Annotated in this window: 14 protein-coding genes; 9 read left to right on the top strand and 5 right to left on the bottom strand. The window is 57.0% G+C overall.

The window, feature by feature from the left end:
- Window positions 1-48 precede the first annotated feature (48 nt).
- The 5 genes from K0H79_RS16345 to rraB all read left to right on the top strand — a co-directional run bounded on the left by K0H79_RS16345 (window position 49) and on the right by rraB (window position 4,283).
- Window positions 49-1,242 (top strand): hypothetical protein, encoded by a 1,194-nt coding sequence (locus K0H79_RS16345; RefSeq protein ID WP_220076518.1) that lies wholly within the window; start codon window positions 49-51, stop codon window positions 1,240-1,242.
- A complete protein-coding gene (locus K0H79_RS16340; protein ID WP_220076517.1) occupies window positions 1,226-2,131 on the top strand; it encodes a metal ABC transporter solute-binding protein, Zn/Mn family in 906 nt (301 codons plus the stop codon). The genes K0H79_RS16345 and K0H79_RS16340 overlap by 17 nt, the downstream gene beginning before the upstream one ends.
- A 3-nt stretch (window positions 2,132-2,134) precedes the next feature.
- A complete protein-coding gene (locus K0H79_RS16335; RefSeq protein WP_220076516.1) occupies window positions 2,135-2,890 on the top strand; it encodes a metal ABC transporter permease in 756 nt (251 codons plus the stop codon).
- 144 nt (window positions 2,891-3,034) lie between these two features.
- On the top strand, window positions 3,035-3,772 hold the full coding sequence (locus K0H79_RS16330; RefSeq protein WP_220076515.1) for a 1-acylglycerol-3-phosphate O-acyltransferase: 738 nt from the start codon (window positions 3,035-3,037) through the stop codon (window positions 3,770-3,772).
- A gap of 85 nt (window positions 3,773-3,857) precedes the next feature.
- Window positions 3,858-4,283 carry a ribonuclease E inhibitor RraB gene (gene rraB, locus K0H79_RS16325; protein ID WP_011761245.1) on the top strand — a complete coding sequence of 142 codons (426 nt, stop codon included), beginning with the start codon at window positions 3,858-3,860 and terminating at the stop codon, window positions 4,281-4,283.
- 50 nt (window positions 4,284-4,333) lie between these two features.
- Here the strand turns inward: rraB and K0H79_RS16320 are convergent, their stop codons facing one another.
- Both K0H79_RS16320 and K0H79_RS16315 read right to left on the bottom strand, forming a co-directional pair.
- Complete coding sequence (locus K0H79_RS16320; protein WP_220076514.1) at window positions 4,334-5,293, bottom strand: sensor domain-containing diguanylate cyclase; 960 nt, start codon at window positions 5,291-5,293, stop codon at window positions 4,334-4,336.
- A gap of 13 nt (window positions 5,294-5,306) precedes the next feature.
- Window positions 5,307-6,314: a response regulator gene (locus tag K0H79_RS16315; RefSeq protein ID WP_220065726.1), complete on the bottom strand. Its 1,008-nt coding sequence runs from the start codon at window positions 6,312-6,314 to the stop codon at window positions 5,307-5,309.
- Window positions 6,315-6,600: 286 nt separating this feature from the next.
- On the opposite strand from K0H79_RS16315, the gene K0H79_RS16310 reads away from it, so the two are divergent.
- A complete protein-coding gene (locus tag K0H79_RS16310; RefSeq protein ID WP_220076513.1) occupies window positions 6,601-7,407 on the top strand; it encodes a crotonase/enoyl-CoA hydratase family protein in 807 nt (268 codons plus the stop codon).
- Window positions 7,408-7,504: 97 nt separating this feature from the next.
- A complete protein-coding gene (locus tag K0H79_RS16305) occupies window positions 7,505-8,005 on the top strand; it encodes a YqhA family protein (protein WP_220076512.1) in 501 nt (166 codons plus the stop codon).
- A 1-nt stretch (window position 8,006) separates the two neighbouring features.
- Here K0H79_RS16305 and K0H79_RS16300 read toward each other — a convergent pair whose 3' ends face one another.
- The 3 genes from K0H79_RS16300 to rapA form a co-directional block, all read right to left on the bottom strand.
- Window positions 8,007-8,930, bottom strand: coding sequence for a DUF3530 family protein (locus tag K0H79_RS16300; RefSeq protein ID WP_220076511.1), 924 nt, complete (start codon window positions 8,928-8,930; stop codon window positions 8,007-8,009).
- A gap of 85 nt (window positions 8,931-9,015) precedes the next feature.
- A complete protein-coding gene (locus K0H79_RS16295) occupies window positions 9,016-10,713 on the bottom strand; it encodes an amidohydrolase (protein WP_220076510.1) in 1,698 nt (565 codons plus the stop codon).
- Between the two features lie 148 nt (window positions 10,714-10,861).
- Entirely contained in the window at window positions 10,862-13,765 is a 2,904-nt protein-coding gene (gene rapA / locus K0H79_RS16290; protein ID WP_220076509.1) for an RNA polymerase-associated protein RapA, read from the bottom strand.
- A gap of 317 nt (window positions 13,766-14,082) precedes the next feature.
- Here rapA and K0H79_RS16285 point away from each other — a divergent pair, with 317 nt between their 5' ends.
- Window positions 14,083-15,474, top strand: a complete 1,392-nt coding sequence (locus K0H79_RS16285) for a PhoH family protein (RefSeq protein WP_220065720.1) — start codon at window positions 14,083-14,085, stop codon at window positions 15,472-15,474.
- A 195-nt stretch (window positions 15,475-15,669) separates the two neighbouring features.
- Window positions 15,670-19,380, top strand: coding sequence for a response regulator (locus K0H79_RS16280; RefSeq protein WP_220065719.1), 3,711 nt, complete (start codon window positions 15,670-15,672; stop codon window positions 19,378-19,380).
- Window positions 19,381-19,399 lie beyond the last annotated feature (19 nt).

Here is a 19,399-nt window from a genome sequence, read left to right as displayed (position 1 = left end):
CCCGATAGCGGTTTGCTGTCGGGGTCTTGCTGTATTTTTGGAGAATTTATGAACACCTTTCGTTTGTCTGTGTTGGCATCTGCCGTGATTTCTGCTGCGGCCGCCGCCGAAACCCCTACCCTGGGTAACCCTGCCATCAGTGCCGTATTGGATGGCTACTATCAGAGTGGCGATCGCGCTCTGGGTGGCCGTGAAGAAGGCTTTGGCCTGGGCGAGAGCGAACTTGCCATCAGTGCCAATATCGACGACCTCTTCTACGGCAAACTAACCACAGTGATTGAAGCACACGACGGTGAAACCGAGCTGGAGCTTGAAGAAGCCTTTATCCAGACTCTGGCGTTGCCGGGGGGCTTGTCTGTGCGCGCTGGCCGTTTCCTGTCTGATGTGGGTTACCTGAACAACCAACACCTCCACAGCGATGCCTTTGCCGGTCGACCTGCGGTGTACCGCGCCTTCCTTGGCAGCCATTACTTTGATGATGGTCTGCGCCTGAGCTGGGTGGCCCCCACCGACCTTTACTGGACCTTCGGCGTTGAAGGCTTCAAGGGCGACAAGATGCGCGCCGAAGATGAACACGGCGAGCGCGAATTCGATACCGTTGGGGTATACAACGCTTTCACCAAGTTGGGCGGTGACATAGGCGACAACAGCTCCTGGCAGCTGGGACTGGCCTACATGAAAAACCAGAACGGGCGCCTGACACCCCATGAAGAAGGGGAAGAGGTTCATGCAGAAGATGAACACGCCCATGACCACAGCCATAGCGCCGCCTACACGGGCGAAAACACCTATGTGGCTGACTTTGTGTATAAATGGGCGCCAAACGGCAACTACAAGTATCAGCACCTCACCCTGAGCGGTGAGTTTTTCCGCGTGAATGATTTCAAGGCGCCTGAGCTCCATGAAGAGGAACACGAGGAAGAAGAAGGTCATGAGCATGCCCATGGCAAGGACTACCATCAGGGCTGGTACCTGAGCGGTGTGTATCAGTTCAGCCCCAGCTGGTCTGCTGGTCTGCGTTATGGCGAGCTGGATACCCAACTGGCCCACGATGACCACTTTGATGCCCAGAAGCTGAAAGAGACCGAAGTCAGCCTCAACTGGCATCACAGCCATTTCTCTACGGTACGTTTGCAGTACACCCGTCAAGAGGGAACCAACTTTGACGGCATCAGCGACGATAATCTGTTCACTCTGCAATATGTTATGACTCTGGGGGCCCACGGTGCGCATCAATTCTAAGTTGCTCGGGGGCCTGCTGGCCCTCACGCTGGGCCACAGCGCCAGTGCCGTGGCCGGTTTGAATATCTTTGCCTGTGAGCCCGAATACGCGGCGCTGGCCAAAGAGCTGGCGCCGGACGCCAGTATTTACTCGGCGACCACGGCCATGCAGGACCCTCATCAGGTGCAGGCAAGACCGAGTCTGATAGCCAAGATGCGTCAGGCCGATCTGGCCCTGTGCGCCGGTGCAGACCTTGAAATTGGCTGGCTGCCAATGCTGCAGATGAAATCCGCCAATGCCAACGTGAGAGACGGCAGCGACGGCATGCTGTATGCCGCCGAGCTGATTGAGACCCTGGATAAGCTGGACAAGGTCGACCGCTCCATGGGCGATGTTCACGCCAAGGGCAACCCGCATCTGCACTTTTCGCCACGGCGCTTTTTGCAGGTGGCCGAAGCCGTTACCACCAGGCTGAAACGCCTGGATGGGGACAACAGCGCCGCTTACGATGCTGCCTTTGCCCGCTTCAGCGAACGCTGGCAGGCCGCCATTCCGGGCTGGGAAGCTTCAGCCCAGGAGCTCGCCGGACGCAAGGTGATTGCTTATCACACCAGCTTTCGTTACCTCTTCGATTGGCTTGGCATAGAGCAGGTGGCCGATTTGGAGCCCAAACCGGGTCTGCCGCCTTCCAGTGGACACCTCGCCAGCCTGCTGGAGCGTGCCCGCAAGGGTGATGTTTCGGCGATTGTGGTGGCCTCCTATCAGGACACCCGCGGTGCTAACTGGCTTGCCGAAAAAGCCGGGCTACCTGTGCTGGTGCTGCCCATGTCTGTGGGAGGCAATGAGGAGAGTCAGGATCTGTTCAGTCTCTACGACAGCGTGATTAACCTTTTGAAAGGGGCGAACTGATCTATGTTTGACTGGGATCTGCTGGACATATTGCTGCCGGCATTGGCCGCCGGGGTGTTGGTGCTCTCTACCCATGTGCTGCTGGGACGCCAGGTGCTTAAGCGTGGCATCATTTTTATCGATTTGGCCATTGCTCAGGTGGCGGCTCTGGGGGCCATTGTGGCTCACATGCACCCTGTGCTTGAGGACGCGCCATTTTCGGGAATCTGGATGCCGGCGCTCTTTGCCCTGGCCGGTGCCGGGGTGATTGCCTGGCTCTCGCGGCGCATGGCCGATGAACTTGAGGCCATGATTGGTTGTCTGTATGTGCTGGCGGCCGTGGGTGCCATGTTGCTGCTCGCCAATGACCCCCATGGTGCGGAGCTCCTCAAGCAGCTGATGTCCGGTCAGATCCTTTGGGTAAGCTGGGAGCAACTCTATCTGCCGGCGCTGGTCTCTGCCGGAGTGTTGGCGCTCATCATGGCGCGGCCAACCGTACTGGATGGGGCGGGTTTCTACCTGGTGTTTGCTCTGGTGATTACCCTTTCGGTTGAGCTTGTTGGTGTGTATCTGGTGTTCAGTACCCTGATTTTGCCTGCGCTGGCGGTGAATAAACTTAGCTGCGCCAAAGCTTTGGGCTGGGCGTATCTGGTTGGCCTTTGCGGTTACCTCGCCGGGCTTTTGCTGTCGGCCATGTTCGACTTGCCGAGCGGCGCCATGATAGTGGCAACTCTGGCGCTATCGGCCATGGTGTTCAGGCTGGTATCAACCAGGCGCTAACCCCTGAAAAGCCCGCCGAATGGCGGGCTTTAACTTTATGAATTTAATGATTAATTAATAAATCAGCGCACACGTGTAAACAAAATATTGTTCCAGTCATACTCTGTCGTTATACTGCGCAGGAGTTTTTACCGGGAGTATGTCGTGCTGTTAATCGTCAGATCCTTGCTGTTGGCTATATTGCTGCTGATGGCATTCATCGTGGGTTCCATTGCCTGTTTGTTGCGCCCAAGACACCGTGACAATGTACATATGTTCGCCAAGTGGTTCTCTGCCGTTGCGCCGGTGTTGGGGATTAAGGTGATAGTACGTCGTCCCCAGGCCGCCAGCAGTGAGCCTTGCGTCTACCTTGCCAACCATCAAAACAATTTCGATATGTTCACCCATACCGCCGCCGTACCCAAAGGTACCGTGAGCCTGGGGAAAAAGAGCATTGCCTGGATGCCATTCTTCGGTCAGATCTACTGGCTGTCGGGCAATATTCTTATCGATCGCAAAAACCGTAACCGCGCTTTTGAGACCATGGCGAACACCGCCAGAAAAATCAAAGACAAGTGCCTGTCGGTGTGGATTTTCCCCGAAGGTACCCGCAGTCGTGGCCGTGGTCTGCTGCCGTTCAAGGCAGGGGCTTTCCATACGGCTATCGCCGCCGGTGTGCCCATGGTGCCGGTGCTGGCCTCCAATCAGTGCCATATCAAACTCAATCGCTGGAACAACGGCGTAGTGATTATCGAGCAGATGGAACCCTTTGAGACCAAGGGGCTGGACAAGAGTCAGGTTAAGGAGTTGTCTGAGCATATCCATGCCGCCATGTCGGCCAAGCTTGAGCAGCTTAACCGCGAGGCTGCCGCCCTGATGGACCGTGCCCGTCTGGCCAACTGACGCCTTTTTTAATCTCTGTTATACTGCGCCCTGATTGCGCCTCCCGTGGTGGGCAGGCGCTTGCTTTGTTTATTGGAGTCAGCCCATGTCTATTGAGCGCCTGCTTAAGGCCCAACAGGAAGAGACCCGTGATATCGTTCAGTCGCTGCTGGATGATGGTTCCGACCCGGATGCCGAGTACATGATTGAACATCATTTTTCGAGCACCAATTTTGATCGCCTTGAAAAAGCCGCGGTAGACGCCTTCAAACTGGGCTTCGAAGTGACTGACGCCGAAGAGTTGGAACTGGATGATGGCAGTGTGATCCTCTGCTTTGACGCCATCGCCAACCATGCTCTGGACGTGGACCTGATTGACAAGGCCTGTGAACAGCTGATCAACCTCGCTGCCAAGCAGAAGGTGGATTACGACGGCTGGGGCACCTATTTTATGGGCGACGATGAAGACTTCGACGACGAAGATGACGACGAAGACTACGACAAGGATGGCTTCCCCATCGAGCGTCACTGATAACAAAAAAGCCCGTCTCACGACGGGCTTTTTTGTGCCTGAAAATCGGCTTACTCGCTGTAGATCACTGTGCGATTACGCCCCTGCTGTTTGGCCTGATACAGCGCCTGATCGGCGTACGCAAGCCACTGGGATTCGTTGTCGACAAAATCGTCCATGCCGCAAATACCAAGGCTGATGGTGACCTGTATGCTCTTGCCGCCAAACTGGATGGCCGAGGAGGCCACTTTCTCCCGCAGGCGCTCGGTAAAGTGATACGCCTCTTCGGCTGTGGTGCCGGTGAGCACTACCGCAAACTCTTCGCCACCGTAGCGCCCGGCGCAGTCTGTTTCCCGCAGCGACTGGCTCAACAGGTGGGCTATATGCTGGATAACCTTGTCACCGGCCACGTGGCCGTGCTCATCGTTAACCTGCTTGAAGCGGTCAATATCAAACATCACCAGACTGACAGGGTCGCCGTAGCGGTTAAAACGCTCGTATTCCCGGTTCATACATTCCTGCCAGTGACGACGGTTGTGCAACTGCGTCAGGCCGTCGGTTTGGCTCAGGTGCTCCAGGCGTTCATTGGCATTTTTCAGCTGCAGTTTATTCACCGCCACGTCGGTGACGTCGTACACAATGATGCTGATGTGGGTAATTTGCCCGGTGAGCGAAGCCAGTGGCAGCAGGGTGACGTTCTGGTACATAAACTCTGCCCGGCCGGTAATGGGGCGGTAGTTTTTAAACTGGAACACAAAAGGGCGCTGCTCCCAGCTGATAAAGGCACGGTTCTTCAGCAGATACACAGACTCCATCTTCTTTTTCAGCCAGGCGGCCGGGAGCTCGGGAAACTCTTCGAACAGGTTTTTGCCCTTGATGGAATTGGGAGAAACGCCACTGTGGTTTTCCATAAATCCATTCCACAGGGCAATATTGAAGTTTCTGTCCAGCACCACCAGGCCTACTTCTATGGTTTGCACCATATCGATAAGCCAGTGGAGTTCGTTCATCAGGTCTGCGTCATTGGACATCAGGGGTTTGGCCTCAATCGGTATCCAACATATAGCCGAGCTTGTAATTCAGGGTCGGCAGCGAGTCTTCGGTAAAAAGGAGCAGAAGATCGCACTCAATGTTGTGATCTTCGATGCGATAGTTGATTTCCATCGCCAGGGTGCGGTGCCATTTCTCGGCATTGTCGTGGATAAGGTCGTTGACCGTGCAATGTCGGCCCAATACCACCGGATGTGCCTGACTGAAATGCATGTCCAGCTGCTCGGCGATGCCATTCAAAAAGGCGCCAATCAGCACGTTGCCTGTATCTATCAGGACTTCCACTTCGGTGGCCTCATCGCTGGGACCATCGAGCTTCATCAGCTTGGCCATGTCCTGAAAGCTGGAGTCATGGAACAGCAACAGGGCCTCTCCGGCCACACCAGCGCCGATAAAACCCTGGCACAGTGCGGTAACTTTGGCAGATGTTTCTGTGGCCTTGAGCGCCATGGTCAGCTCGCTCACTTCCAGCACATTGACATTGGGAATAGGCAGCACCACAAACACGTCCAACAGTTTGGCCAGCAGGTCTGCCGCCCGGCCCATGGCGACGTTGGCGATTTCCTGGCAAGCATCGCGCATGTCGACTTTTAACAGGGGATTGTCTTCGGCTTCGTCGCCCTCGCCTTCGCCGGGCACCAGAATACCGTATTCCTGGAGTATGCCGGCTATGGCCTCGGCACTGACGGGTTTTTGGATAAAGTCGAGTGCGCCCAGTGCTTTAACACGTTCGTGAGCCTTGATTTGAATATCACCCGATACCACTATGACCAGTGCGGGCAAGTCCTGCTGCTGAATGGTTTGCAGTACTTCATAGCCGTCCATCACTGGCATATTGAGGTCAAGAAACACCACCTCACCCTTGCCGGCCCGGATGGCTTCTATACCTTCGGCACCATTGGTGGCAAAGGTAATGTCGACATCCCAATCTTTCGGCAGGGTGCGCGCCATCTGCTTTCTAGCCATGGCGGAGTCGTCACATATCAATACTGGAAGTGCCATGCTGGAATAAGGTCCTCGATTGTTCTTCTTATTCAAGATAACACCAATTTCTGCTGTCATCCTGCTTTGGGTCGTGGCGCCTTTCCTGGCTGGATCCCATGGTGATTCCTGAAGTTGGCATTTCCCATGGCCGAATCATACCCCGCTGTGTTTGGGGTGCAACCGGTAATAAAATCCTGATGTCAAAATACTGACGGATGTCAAAAAGTCTGACTATGTTACGTTGAATAGCCATTTATGCCAAATATGTTAACATCGCTTCTGGACAGACCAGTTAGGATGCGGCATGACTCAACCCCCAGTCAACCTGGTCATAAAGGATGGCATAGCCTTTGTGACATTAAATCGACCAGAAAAATTCAATGCGTTGAATTATGAGATGTTTTTAGAAATCTGCCGGGTGCAGAAGCGGCTCGCACGGGACAGACAGGTGCGGGTGGTGATATTGCAGGGTGCTCAGGGGCACTTCTCCTCCGGGCTCGATATCAAGAGTGTCACCAGCAAGCCGTTGCAGCCGCTGGGGCTGCTGGCCAAGTGGCTGCCCGGCAATGCCAATCTGGCGCAGCGGGTTTCCATCGGCTGGAGTCGGTTGCCGGTGCCCGTTATCGCTGCTATCGAAGGTTATTGCTATGGCGGCGGCATGCAGATTGCGCTGGGGGCCGATTTTCGCTTTGCGGCTGAAAACGCCGAGCTGTCCATTATGGAAGCCAAGTGGGGCCTGGTGCCCGACATGGCAGGGCTGGTGAGCCTCAGGGGGATACTGCCCAAAGACAAGGCACTGGAACTGTCGATGACGGCCAGAGTCATCAACGCCGGTGAGGCCGCATCCCTTGGTTTGGTTACTCGGGTCACAGCGGCGCCTGTGGACGAGGCTATCGTCTTTGCCGGGGAATTAATGACCCGCTCGCCTGATGCGCTGGCAGCCATCAAGGGCTCAATTCATCGCAGTTGGAGTGGCAGTATTCGCCGTTTGCTGGCGCGGGAGTCCTGGTATCAGGTGCGTCTGCTGCTGGGGAAAAACTTTGCCATCGCCGCCCGGCGCCAGCAGGGTAAAACCGACAGAGACTACAAACCGCGGCAAAAATTCTGGTAATCCACTCACAATCCCCGGGATTGGACTTGCGTGTACCCAACCAAAGCGCCCACAATCGGCGCTTTATTTTTTAGATGTATTTTCAAGGAGCTGAAAGATGAAAAATCAACTGGAACGTTTGCTGTGGAGCAGCCGACTGTCGGTGATTTTTGGGGTAGTGGCCTGTATTGTGGCGGCCTTGGTGGTCTTTATCATGGGTGCCAAGGACATGCTGCACATGTTCCATCTGCAGTGGGATTACCTCGCCAGCGGCAGCCTTGAGGTGCGTAACGACCTGGTGATGGTGGTCATTGAAATCCTCGACACCTTCCTGTTGGGCGCCGTGCTTTTGATTTTTGCCTTTGGTCTTTACGAGCTCTTTATCCGTGACATCAAGCCGGCATCCGAATCGCAGGTGGGCGGTAAAATATTGATTATCAGCAGCATAGACTCGCTCAAGAGCAAGCTTGGCAAGGTCATACTCATGATGCTGGTCATCAAGCTGTTTTCATTTTTCAGCGAGCTCAAGCCCCAGAGTGCGCTGGAGCTGCTGTATATGGCCGGCGTGGTGGTATTGGTTGCCCTGGCACTCATGCTCACCAAGGACAAGCAGGCCTGAATCAGTTAAGGGGAGCGGCCTTGACGCTGGCGGCGAAGCCGCGGATGGCGCTGAGCACATCGGCCCAGGCATCGGGCTCGCTGATGTTGAGCGCCAGGGGCAACTGCCGGTAAGCCATGGCATCTTTCATCGCTGAGTTGGCCCGCCGCAGTGAAGCGGTCGCCAGGCTTGCCCTGTTACCATCCGGGGATTGAATATCCAGTACAGGCACTTCCTGCACAGCCACCAGACCCGGCAGACGCTCGTCAAAGTCAGGGGATTCGCTGTAGGGGTTGATGATCACCAGCAGATCCGGCGGTGCTACCTTGCCATCGGCCAGCAGTTGCAGCAACAGGGCGGCGCTGCGATCCATGCTCACCAGGATACGTTTGCCGGGATACGCCGCGCCTATCTGATCAAGTTGCCCCAGACTGGCCTCCACAAAGCCCAGCTGAGTGTCCACATGCTGTTGCCATTCCTGGGGGCTGAATTTGTCCATGGCCTTGTCTGCAGGGGATGAGAGCTGCTTGTCGCCGGCCCTGGCCACTTCTTCGGGGGCTGTGGCAAAACTCGGGTGGGGCGGGTTACTGGGTGGTGTCATGCTGATACTGGCCCAGCCCAGTGGGCTTAACCCATCCCTCAAAAAGGCCACCAGTCCCGGAGCATCGGCGCCAAAGCCGGTATCGGCAAAAATCAGCGCAGCCCCATGCTGGTTTTTTCCTTCCCAGGGGCGAACCAACACCGGCAACTCAGTGCCTTCCACCGTGATAGCCCGCATTTGGCGGCTCTTGAGGTAGTCGTATGCCGGGTCGTCGGCGGCCTGGGCAGTCGGCAATAACAGGCTTAATAACAGACTCAGGCTCAGCAAAACACTGTGGCGGAAGGTAAAGAGGGCACCCATGGCATTTCCGTCTTTCAGGCAAAGTACCTGCTGATGATAACCCACCCAGCGCCTCCCAAAGAACCCATAACAGCGTTCAGAAACCGACATTTGAGGTTTAGCCCGGCAGTAAGCATACCGGGCGCCTGTATTATTGCCCCAGAACATACACCTGTTTACCCGCTACGTGGGTCTCAAGCACCCGGGTTTGCCAGAGTTGCTCAGGCGCTATGGCAAAGATGTCCCGGTCGAGCAGAATAAAATCGGCGAAACTGCCCGGTGCCAGACTGCCCATTTTTTGCTCCTGAAAGGCGCCATAGGCCGCATCCCGGGTAAAGGCGCGCAGGGCCTCGGCCAGGGTCAGCTTTTCCGCCGGACGCCAGCCGCCCTCGGGCAGATTGCGTTGATCCTGGCGGGTCACGGCGGCATGGAGGCCGTGGAAGGGATTGGCCAGCTCCACCGGGAAGTCGGAGCCGCCAACTATGGGGCTGCCCATATCCACCAAGGTACGCCAGGCATAGGCGCCACGCAGACGCTGCTCACCGAGGCGATCTCCTGCCATGTTCATGTCGGAGGTGGCATGGGTGGGTTGCATGGAGGGCAACACCTTGAGCGTGGCGAAACGGGGCAAGTCCTCGGGGGCGATAATTTGGGCGTGTTCGATGCGATGACGCCCGGCCTCGCGGGTCTTGTCATCCAATTGGGCAAATTTATCCAGCACCATGCGATTGGCCCTGTCGCCAATGGCATGCACATTGGCCTGAAAGCCTGCTGCGACCGTGGCCTTTATCAGGCTACCCAGCTCGGGCTCCGGGGTAACCAGCAATCCGGTTTCACCGGGTCTGTCGCTGTAGGGGGCCAGTAGCGCCGCCCCTCGGCTGCCAAGGGCGCCATCGCTGTAAATTTTCACCGAGCGGGCCACCAGGCGCTCGTCTTCATCCAGAATGGGGCCCTGCTTAAGCCAGGTATCCAGCGCCGGATCGGCAGCGGACAGCATGGCGTATATCCGCACCGGCAACCGCTGTTGTTGCCGTAATTCCTGATAATCGGCCAGTTCTGCGGCGCTGATACCTGCATCGTGGGTTGCTGTGATACCGAGGGAGAGCAGGTGGTCAAAGGCGGTGGCGAAGGCGGCCAGTCGCTCGGCTTTCGCGGGCTCAGGGATCTGGTTTTCCAGCAGCGCCATGGCGTTATCCACCAACACGCCCGTGGGCTCACCGTTTGCATCCTTGATGATTTGACCGCCGTCCGGGTCCAGGGTGTCCCGGCCAATGCCCGCCAGGGCCAGCGCCTTGCTGTTGGCCCAACCGGCATGACCGTCCACCCGGCGCAGCCAAACGGGTCTGTCGTTTATCAGGGCATCCAGCGAGGCCCTGGTCGGATAGGCGCGGCTGTCCCAGAGTTCCTGATTCCAGCCGCGACCCAATATCCAGCGCTGCTCCGGGTGCGCCCGGGCAAAGTCGCTCACCAGACTGGCGGCAGCGGCCTCGGTGCGCGTCTCCCTCAGCTCAACCCGGCTCAGGCCCTGGCCCAGCCCCAGCACATGGCCGTGGCCGTCTATGAGTCCCGGTAACAGCGCCTTGCCAGCGCCATTGTGCACCTGGTCTGTGGTCAGCGACTGCGCCTCCTTGCCCCTTGCCAGCACCTTGCCGCTAACATCGTCATAGGCGAGGGTGTCGAAGGTCACCAACTGACGTTCATCGTCAAAGCCATAGCCGCGAATATTTTCCAGTTTGACCGTGGCCGCTGTAGCAGCGCCCTGACAGCAAACCAGCAGCAAGGAAGCGAGCAGGGTGCGGCGTGGCAGGTTTTTCGGGGAAGCAGAGTGCAAGGAGAGGCGAGCGACCATGTGGAGTCCTTGTGCAGTGAGATGTTTAAAGTTTGTTATTTTTTAAGGTTATAGCATTGCTCCTTCGTCCGAGTCACCTCATTCATGGCATAAAAAAGGCCCGCAACTGCGGGCCTTTGAATGGGCTGGGTGTCCGGGCCGGTTTGCCTTAGTTATGGCTCACCAACACCAGGCGGATGGCGTCCAGCTTCAGCTGGGTGTTGCCAAGGTAGCCCGAGAGTTCCTGCATCATCTGCCGCAGGTGCTCCAGCTCCTCTTCACGGATGCTGGGGTTCACGGCCTTGAGGGCCTCGAGCCTTGAAAGCTCCGCGCCCAGCTGGCTTTCCATACGCGCCCTGGCGTCCTGAGTCAGGGTGTTCAGTGCCTCACCGGCAAACTCTTCACCCTTGGCAAACAGTGGATGCAGCATGGTCTGAGAGGCGTTAACCAGCTTGCTGGCGATATGGCGATTCACCCCGGACAGCTGCTTGTCGAAGCTGTCGTAGTCCACCTTGTCAGACAGGTTGTTGCCGTTCTTGTCCAGCAGCACACGTACCGGCGTGGGCGGCAGATAGCGGTACAGCTGGCTGGCCTTGGGCGCCGTGGTTTCGGCGAGGTAAATCAGCTCGAGGAAAATCGTGCCCGCCGGCAGCGCCTTGTTTTTCAGCAGTGCCACACAGGTGGTGCCCGTATCTGAGCCCGTGATGAGATCCAGGCCGGTTTGCACCAGTGGATGCTCCAGGGTGATAAGGGCGATATCGTCCCGCGACAGCGCCGTGTTGCGATCGAAGGTCACAGTCACCCCATCCTCGTTGAGGCCGGGATAGGTGGGGTACATCATGTGATCCGTGGTGCGCAGCACTATGGAGTTTTCGCCCTTGTCGTCCTGATCAATGCCTATCACGTCCCACAGGCGGATCACCGAGGCGATAAGGTCGGTATCCTCATCGGCGTCGCTGAGGCTTGCAGTGATGGCTTCGGCCTTGGCACCGCCGTGGCTGTTGAGTTCCAGCAGCTTGTCGCGACCCTGCTCCATGGCGGCTTTAAGCGCCTTGTAGCGGGCCTTGGTGTCGGCCATCAGCTCGTCCAGCTCATCACTCTCGCCGGTCAGCACACTGAGCAGGCGCTCTTTAAACTCGCCAAAGAGCACATGGCCACCGGGGCAGGTGAGTTCGAACGCGCACAGGCCTTCGTGGTACCAGTGCATCAGTTGTTCCTGAGCGGTATGCTTGAGGAACGGCAGGTGAATCTGCACATCGTGGCGTTGACCAATACGGTCCAGACGGCCGATACGCTGCTCCAGCAGATCCGGGTTCAGGGGCAGGTCGAACAGCACCAGGTGGCTGGCAAACTGAAAGTTACGGCCTTCAGAGCCGATTTCAGAGCAAATCAGCGCCTGGGCGCCACCTTCTTCCTGGGCAAAGTAAGCACCGGCCTTATCGCGCTCAATGATGGACATGCCTTCATGGAACACGGTGGCCTGTATGCCTTCGCGGGTGCGCAGGGCTTCTTCCAGTGCCAGTGCCGTCTCGGCGCGGCTGGCAATCACCAGCACCTTCTTGGAGCGATGGGATTTCAAAAAGTCGATAAGCCAGTCGACCCTTGGGTCGAACTTCCACCAGCTGGCGTTGTTGTCATCGAATTCCTGATAGATACGCTCGGGGCTCAGGGCCTGGGCCACCCGGGCTTCCTGGGTGCGGGCGCCGCCCATCATGGCATTTACCCGCATGGCAGTTACGTATTGCTCAGGCAGTTCGAAGCCGTGGCTGTGGAACTCCCGCTTGGGGAAGCCTTTTACCGAGGCGCGGCTGTTACGGAACAGTACCCGGCCGGTGCCGTGGCGATCCAGAAGCTCCTGCAGCAGCTCGTCGCGGGCGGCCTGGCGCAGCTCTTCGTCGAGGTTTTCGGCCTGAATTTGACGAATGGCCGGGGCTATGTCTTTCTCCGACAAAAGCTCGGTCAGGCCGTTGATGGCCTCATCGGACAGCTTGATGCCGCTTGCCAGGGCATCGGCGGCTTCGGCCACGGCCTGGTAGCCTTTTTCTTCGTCGAGGAAGGCCTGATAGTCGTAAAAACGGTCGGGGTCGAGCAGGCGCAAACGGGCAAAGTGGCTCTGGTGACCCAGCTGATCCGGGGTTGCGGTGAGCAGCAGTACCCCGGGTACGACTTCGGCGAGGGCCTCAACCACCTGATAGGCACGGCTGGGCTCGTCTTCGCTCCACTCCAGGTGGTGGGCTTCGTCCACCACCATCAGATCCCAATCGGCATCCAGCGCCTGCTCCAATCGGCGCTTCTTGCGCAGCAGCTCCAGCGAGCAAATCACCAGCTGCTCTGTGTAGAAGGGGTTGTCGTGATCGGCAAAGGCCTCCACGCAGCGGTCTTCATCAAATACCGAGAAGCGCAGGTTAAAGCGGCGCAGCATTTCCACCAGCCACTGGTGGCGCAGGGTATCGGGCACTATCACCAGTACCCGCTCGGCGCGGCCTGTCATCAGCTGTTGGTGGATAATCAGACCGGCTTCGATGGTTTTACCCAAACCCACTTCGTCGGCAAGCAATACCCGCGGGGCGTGGCGACGGCCTACTTCATGGGCAATCCACAACTGGTGTGGAATCAGGCCAACCCGTGGACCCTGCAGGCCCAGCAGTGGCGAGGTGGCCTGTTTGTGGCGCAAAAGCTGCGCCTTGTAACGCACGCCAAAGCGCTCGATACGGTCAATCTGGCCGGCGTACAGCCGATCCTGGGGCTTGTTGAAGCGAATATTGTGCTCGAGCAGGGTCTCGCGCAGCATGGTGTCTTCACCCGTGTCGGTACGCTTGCCCAAATAAAATACCAGGCCGTTCAATTCTTCGACCTTGTCCACCGTCATACCCCAGCCTTCGGCGCTGTCGATGGTGTCTCCGGGGTTGTATATCACCCGGGTAAGGGGCGCTTCGGCCATGGCAAACATGCGGTTTTCACCGGTGGCAGGAAACAGCAGAGTAACCATGCGGCCCTCTATCTGCACCACTGTGCCCAAACCCAATTCCGATTCTGTATCACTGATCCAGCGCTGCCCAACCGCAAACGACATCTTACTCTCTCAACTCAAGGGGGAACTCAAAGGGCGCGTATGTTATACCAACGGCCCCGATATTTGAATCAGCCTAGATCCCCATCGTGCACCTGACAACTTTCCTGCTGTCACGGGCTTGTCATACATTTGTCTTTGAATGGAGCTGAGTGTTAATGGAGTGTTGAGCTTTCCCGGGAAGGGTGTCAGTATGAACTCAATGACAGGATGTGACTTTGTCCTATCCGTTCCAGCCATCCAAGGAGGACCCCGCCCCAGCCACGCACCCCAGCGCAATCACAATATCATCGCCCTATGTCACTAAAACCGGAGGCGCCATGGAACAAGACGACAGAAAGTTGTTTGTACTGGATACCAATGTTTTATTGCACGAACCCTTAGCGATTTATTCCTTCAAAGAACACGACGTCATAGTCCCTATGACAGTCCTCGAAGAGCTGGACCAGATTAAAGACCGTAAGCGGGATGTCAGCCGTGACGCCCGGGTCGCCATCAGGGCACTGGAAGATACCCTCGGCGGCGAAACCACTCCGGAACAAATTATCGCAGGCGTGCCCCTGCCGGCCCGAGAAGGCCACGAAGCCACAGGCACACTCGCCATTTTCCCCGATCATCAGCTTGAAATGGCCATAGGCGGCCTGCCCGGCGACCATAACGACAATCGCATTATCAATACTGCGCTTCACCTGCAAAAACAGCACTCACCACGCCCCGTGGTACTGGTGACCAAAGACATCAATATGCGCCTCAAGGCCAAGGGCGCCGGTATCAAATTGGTAGAAGACTACCGCACCGACCAGCTTATCGATGACATCCGTTTCTTAACCAAGGGTTTTCATCAATTTGAAGGTAACTTCTGGGAGCATCTGGAGAAGGTATCCACTACCCGCCATGGCCGCCAGACCATCCACGAAGTGCCCCTGAAAGACCTCGAAGACGATCATCTCTATATCAACCAATATCTTATCGACGAAGAGTCCGACTTTTGTGGCCGGGTGATTTCAAAAGATGATACCCATTTGCACATTGTGGACCTGGGACGCAGCCGTTTGCTGAGCCTTGAGGCCTGGGGCATACGGCCGAAAAACGTGTATCAGGGCATGGCCCTGCAGGCGCTGCTGGACCCGGATATCGACATGGTTATCCTCACCGGCCCCGCCGGCTGTGGTAAAACCCTGCTGGCCATGGCTGCGGCACTGGAGCTGGTGGTGGAGCGCAATCAGTACGACAAGGTGATAGTGACCCGCAATACCCCAGAAATTGCCGAGTCCATTGGCTTTTTGCCGGGCACTGAAGAAGAGAAAATGGCCCCCTGGCTTGCGGCCATCACAGACACCCTGGAAGTGCTGCACAAAAACGATGTTAATCCCCACGGCTCCATGAACTACATCATGGAAAAAGCCAACATCCAGTTTAAATCCATCAACTTTATGCGTGGCCGCTCCATCCAGAATGCCATAGTGCTTTTGGATGAATGTCAAAACCTTACCGCATCGCAAATCAAAACCATGATCACCCGCATGGGTGAAGGCACCAAGCTTATCTGCTCGGGTAACCTGGCCCAGATAGACTCCAATTATCTGACCGCCGTGACCTCGGGCCTGACCTACATTGTGGAAAGGTTCAAGAACTTCGAAGGCAGTGCCAATGTCTACCTCAATGGTGTGGTCAGATCCCGGCTTGCCGAATTCGCCGAGGAGCACCTGTAAGTCAGCCTTGATGGTATGGCAGACAAACGGACCCGCCGGGTCCGTTTTTTATCCTTAATGCGATGCAAAAACAGCGACTTTGAAACAAATTCGATGACAATTATTTGATGTGACTGCCCATGGGTTCCTGTTACTATAATCCGTTAAGTTTTGCGGGTGCAGGGACTCGCGACAGGGGATGCCAAAGGGTTTTTGATGAAATCGACTGAGCCGGATTTGCAGCTCAAATCGCCTATTCAGCGCAATTACAACCGCGCCGTGTTTTACACCTACATAGGTGTAATTGTGATGGCGTGCCTGACCGCCTGGTTTTTCTTCGACCGGGAAAAGACCCAGCAGCTGGCCCAGCGCGAAGAGCAAATTGACCGCCATGTACTGCAAATCGACCTCTTGCTGGAGTCGAGCATACGGGCGGTAAAGAGTTTGCGTGACGTGGCCGTAGACCATTTGCGCCTCGGCGAGCTGGTGCGTAAAGACCGCTTGCCCCAGTACGAAAAATTCAACGAAGACGGCCAGTACTTCACCCTCGAGCCCCACTATGCCCAGGGCAATAAGCCCTTTAACAACATGGGGCGTATCACGGGTATTGGCTCCCTCCAGGACAGAAGTGACAAGTTCTATCAGGAACTGGAAATGCTGTTTGAGCTGTCGCTGTCGTTTCCTGTGGCCAAAGAGGCAGCCCCCAAGGCATCGGCCATCTACTACATCTCCAAACGGCGGATGATGTCCTACTTCCCCTGGCCGTTGGATGAGCAGCGCTTTCGCGACGAGCTGCTGAACAAGAAACAGTTCCAGCTGGCGACCCCGGCCATGAACCCCCAGCGCAGCGTGTTCTGGAGTGAGGCCTATCTTGACTCCACCGACAAGGGCCTGCTGACCACCCTGGGTGTGCCCATCTACCTCGAAGATGAGTTTATCGGCTCCATCAATCTGGACATGACCCTGGCCTCGCTGGCGCGGCAAATCCGGCTCTACTTCAAGATGCCGGGCACGGTAATCCTGCTCGACCAGAGCAACAACATACTGTCCCACTCCGACATGGCGGGGAACGATCTCAAGCGGGTGCTGCACATCAGCCAGAAGATCCCCTCTGAGCTGCACTCACTGCCGGAGTCGGAACTCTTCGATGCCCAGGGCGGTATCATCCGTAACGGCTACTACATTCACTCGGTGGCGCTGCACAATGCGCCCTGGCGCCTGCTGTACATTCAGGACGTGGATGACCTGTTCCAGGAGAGCTGGGACAAGCTGCAGCTGACCTTTATTCTGGTGGTACTGGCGCTCTCCGTGCTGGTGACCATAGTGCACTGGCAGACCCGCCGCTCCTTCGTAAGCCCCGCATCCAGGCTACTGTCACACCTCGAAGGTTGCTCGGCCCAGCCTATGCCGGTGCCGGAAAAAATCACTCCCGGTTGGGAGCCATGGTTCCAGCTGGTAAGCCGTATTTTTGAAGAAAACCAGCAATATACCAAACACCTTGCCGAGCAGAACAAGCGTCTCGACAAGCTGGTGGCGCGCCGCACCGAAAGGCTGAAAGAAACCACAGAGCGCCGCGAGCGCGAATATGCGCTCTTGCGCTCTTTGCTCGACTCCATCCCCGAGGCCATTGTCTTCAAAGACAAGGAAGGCCACTACCTTGGCTGTAACAAGGCCGCCGAGCGGATGCTGGGCTTCAGCGAGGCCGAGATGATTGGCCTGTCCAGCGAAGAGCTGACATCACCGGAGCAGGGCAGTCGCATCCGCGCCGAGGACGAGCAGGTACTGACCGAACGCAAGCCGCTGCGCTATCAGGAAAAAATCGAACTGGCGGGCAAGCCTGTGCTGCTCGATACCCTCAAGTTGCCCTTCTACAATCGTCGCGGCGAGCTGATGGGCCTGATTGCGGTGTGGCGTGATGTGACCCGCGAATACGAGTCGGCGGAGCAGCTGCGGCTGTCGGAAGAACGTTACCACCTCGCCATGGACGCGGTGGAAGATGGCCTGTGGGACTGGTATCTCGACTCGGAGCAAATCATCTGCAACCCGGCCTATTACTCCATGCTGGGCTACAAGACCAACGAGTTTCCTGCGCTGTTGTCGACTATCGACAGCCTTATTCATCCGGACGATCGCATCCGGGTGCAGGAGTACCGCGAGCAGTACCTCAAAGACCCGGTAGGCGCCTACGAGATTGAGTTCCGGATGCGCGCCAAGACCGGCCAATACCACTGGATGCTGAGCCGTGGCCGGGTGGTGGAATTTACCCAGGATGCCCAGCCCAAGCGGATGGTGGGTACCCACAAGGACATTACCCGTCACAAGAGCAACGAAGTGGCGCTGCTCGAGGCTAAGCAGGATGCGGAGCTTGCCAACCTCTACAAGAGTGAGTTCCTGGCCAATATGAGCCACGAAATCCGCACCCCCATGAACGCCATCATAGGTATGCTGCAACTGGCGGGGCGCACCAGCCTCACCGAGCAACAAAAGGATTATCTGGATAAGGCGAGCTTCTCGGCCCAGTCGCTGCTGCGCATCATTAACGACATCCTCGACTTCTCCAAGATTGAGGCCGGTAAGCTGGAGCTGGAAAAAGTCGCCTTCCCGCTGGACAAGGTGCTGGACCACTCGCTGGATCTCAACGCCCTGCGGGCACAGGAGAAGGGCATCGAACTCCTGCTGTACGCCCCCGTGTCGGCGGGCATTATGCTCAAGGGTGACCCCCTGCGTTTGGGGCAGGTGCTGATTAACCTCTTGTCCAACGCGGTGAAATTCACCCAAAACGGTGAGATTGAACTCGGCTGTGAAGACGTGGGTGAGCGTGACCACCGCATTACCCTCAAGTTCTGGGTGCGCGATACCGGCATCGGCATCAGCCGTGAGCAGCAGGACAAGCTGTTCGACGCCTTCGCCCAGGCCGATGGTTCCACCACCCGCAAGTACGGTGGTACGGGCCTTGGGCTTTCCATCAGTAAACATCTGGTGTCTATGATGGGCGGCACCATGCAGGTGGAGAGTGAGCCCGGCGTGGGTTCAACCTTCAGCTTTACCGTGAGTTTTGAAATCGCCGAAGAGGCCAAGGTCGTCCCCATGGTGGTGCCAGACCGTCTGGCGAGCCTGCGTACCCTGGTGGTGGACGATAACCCTACGGCGCTGCAGATTTATTCCAGCGTGATGCGCGACTTCCACTTTGAGGTGGAAACCGCCTCCACCGGCGCCGAGGCCCTGTACAAGCTCGGCAAGCAGCCTGTGGATCTGGTACTGCTCGACTGGATGATGCCCGAGATGGACGGCATTCAGGTGATAGATGCCATCGATGAGATGGTGGCAGAGGGCAAGCTCGCCGCCCGGCCGGTGATCATCATTATGACCGCTTATGCCGCCGAGCCGCTGAAGGTGGATTTGGACAGCGACCGCGTATTTGCCATGCTGCAAAAGCCGTTCAAGGCCTCGAGCCTGTTTGATGAAATCATCCGCGCCTTTGCGCCGCCTGCGCCCAAGGCCCTGCCCGCACCGCCGGTGCAGGAGGAGGGTGAGCATCAGGGCGTAGTGCTATTGGTGGAAGATAACTTTATCAACCAACAGGTGGCCACCGAGCTTCTCAAGAGCGCCGGTTACGAGGTGGATGTGGCCGATAATGGCCAGATATCGCTGGAGATGGTGGGCAAGCGCAGTTACGATGCGATACTCATGGACATTCAAATGCCTGTGATGGATGGCCTCACGGCGGCAACCGAGCTGCGTAAGCGTTACAGCTTCGATGAACTGCCGATTATCGCCATGACGGCCCACGCCATGTCCGGCGACCGGGAAAAGAGTCTTGCCGCCGGTATGAATGCCCACATTACCAAGCCCATAGTGCTCAACGAACTCTTTGAAACCCTGAGCCACTGGATAGGACATAAAGATAAACACAGGGGCAAGCACTAGCCCCATAACAAGGAGATAA

Origin of the sequence: Shewanella sp. FJAT-52076 (assembly GCF_019457455.1) — a bacterium.
GTDB classification, from domain to species: domain Bacteria; phylum Pseudomonadota; class Gammaproteobacteria; order Enterobacterales; family Shewanellaceae; genus Shewanella; species Shewanella zhangzhouensis.
Note: the sequence above shows the minus strand (reverse complement) of the source record. Positions and strands in the feature narration are given on the sequence as shown.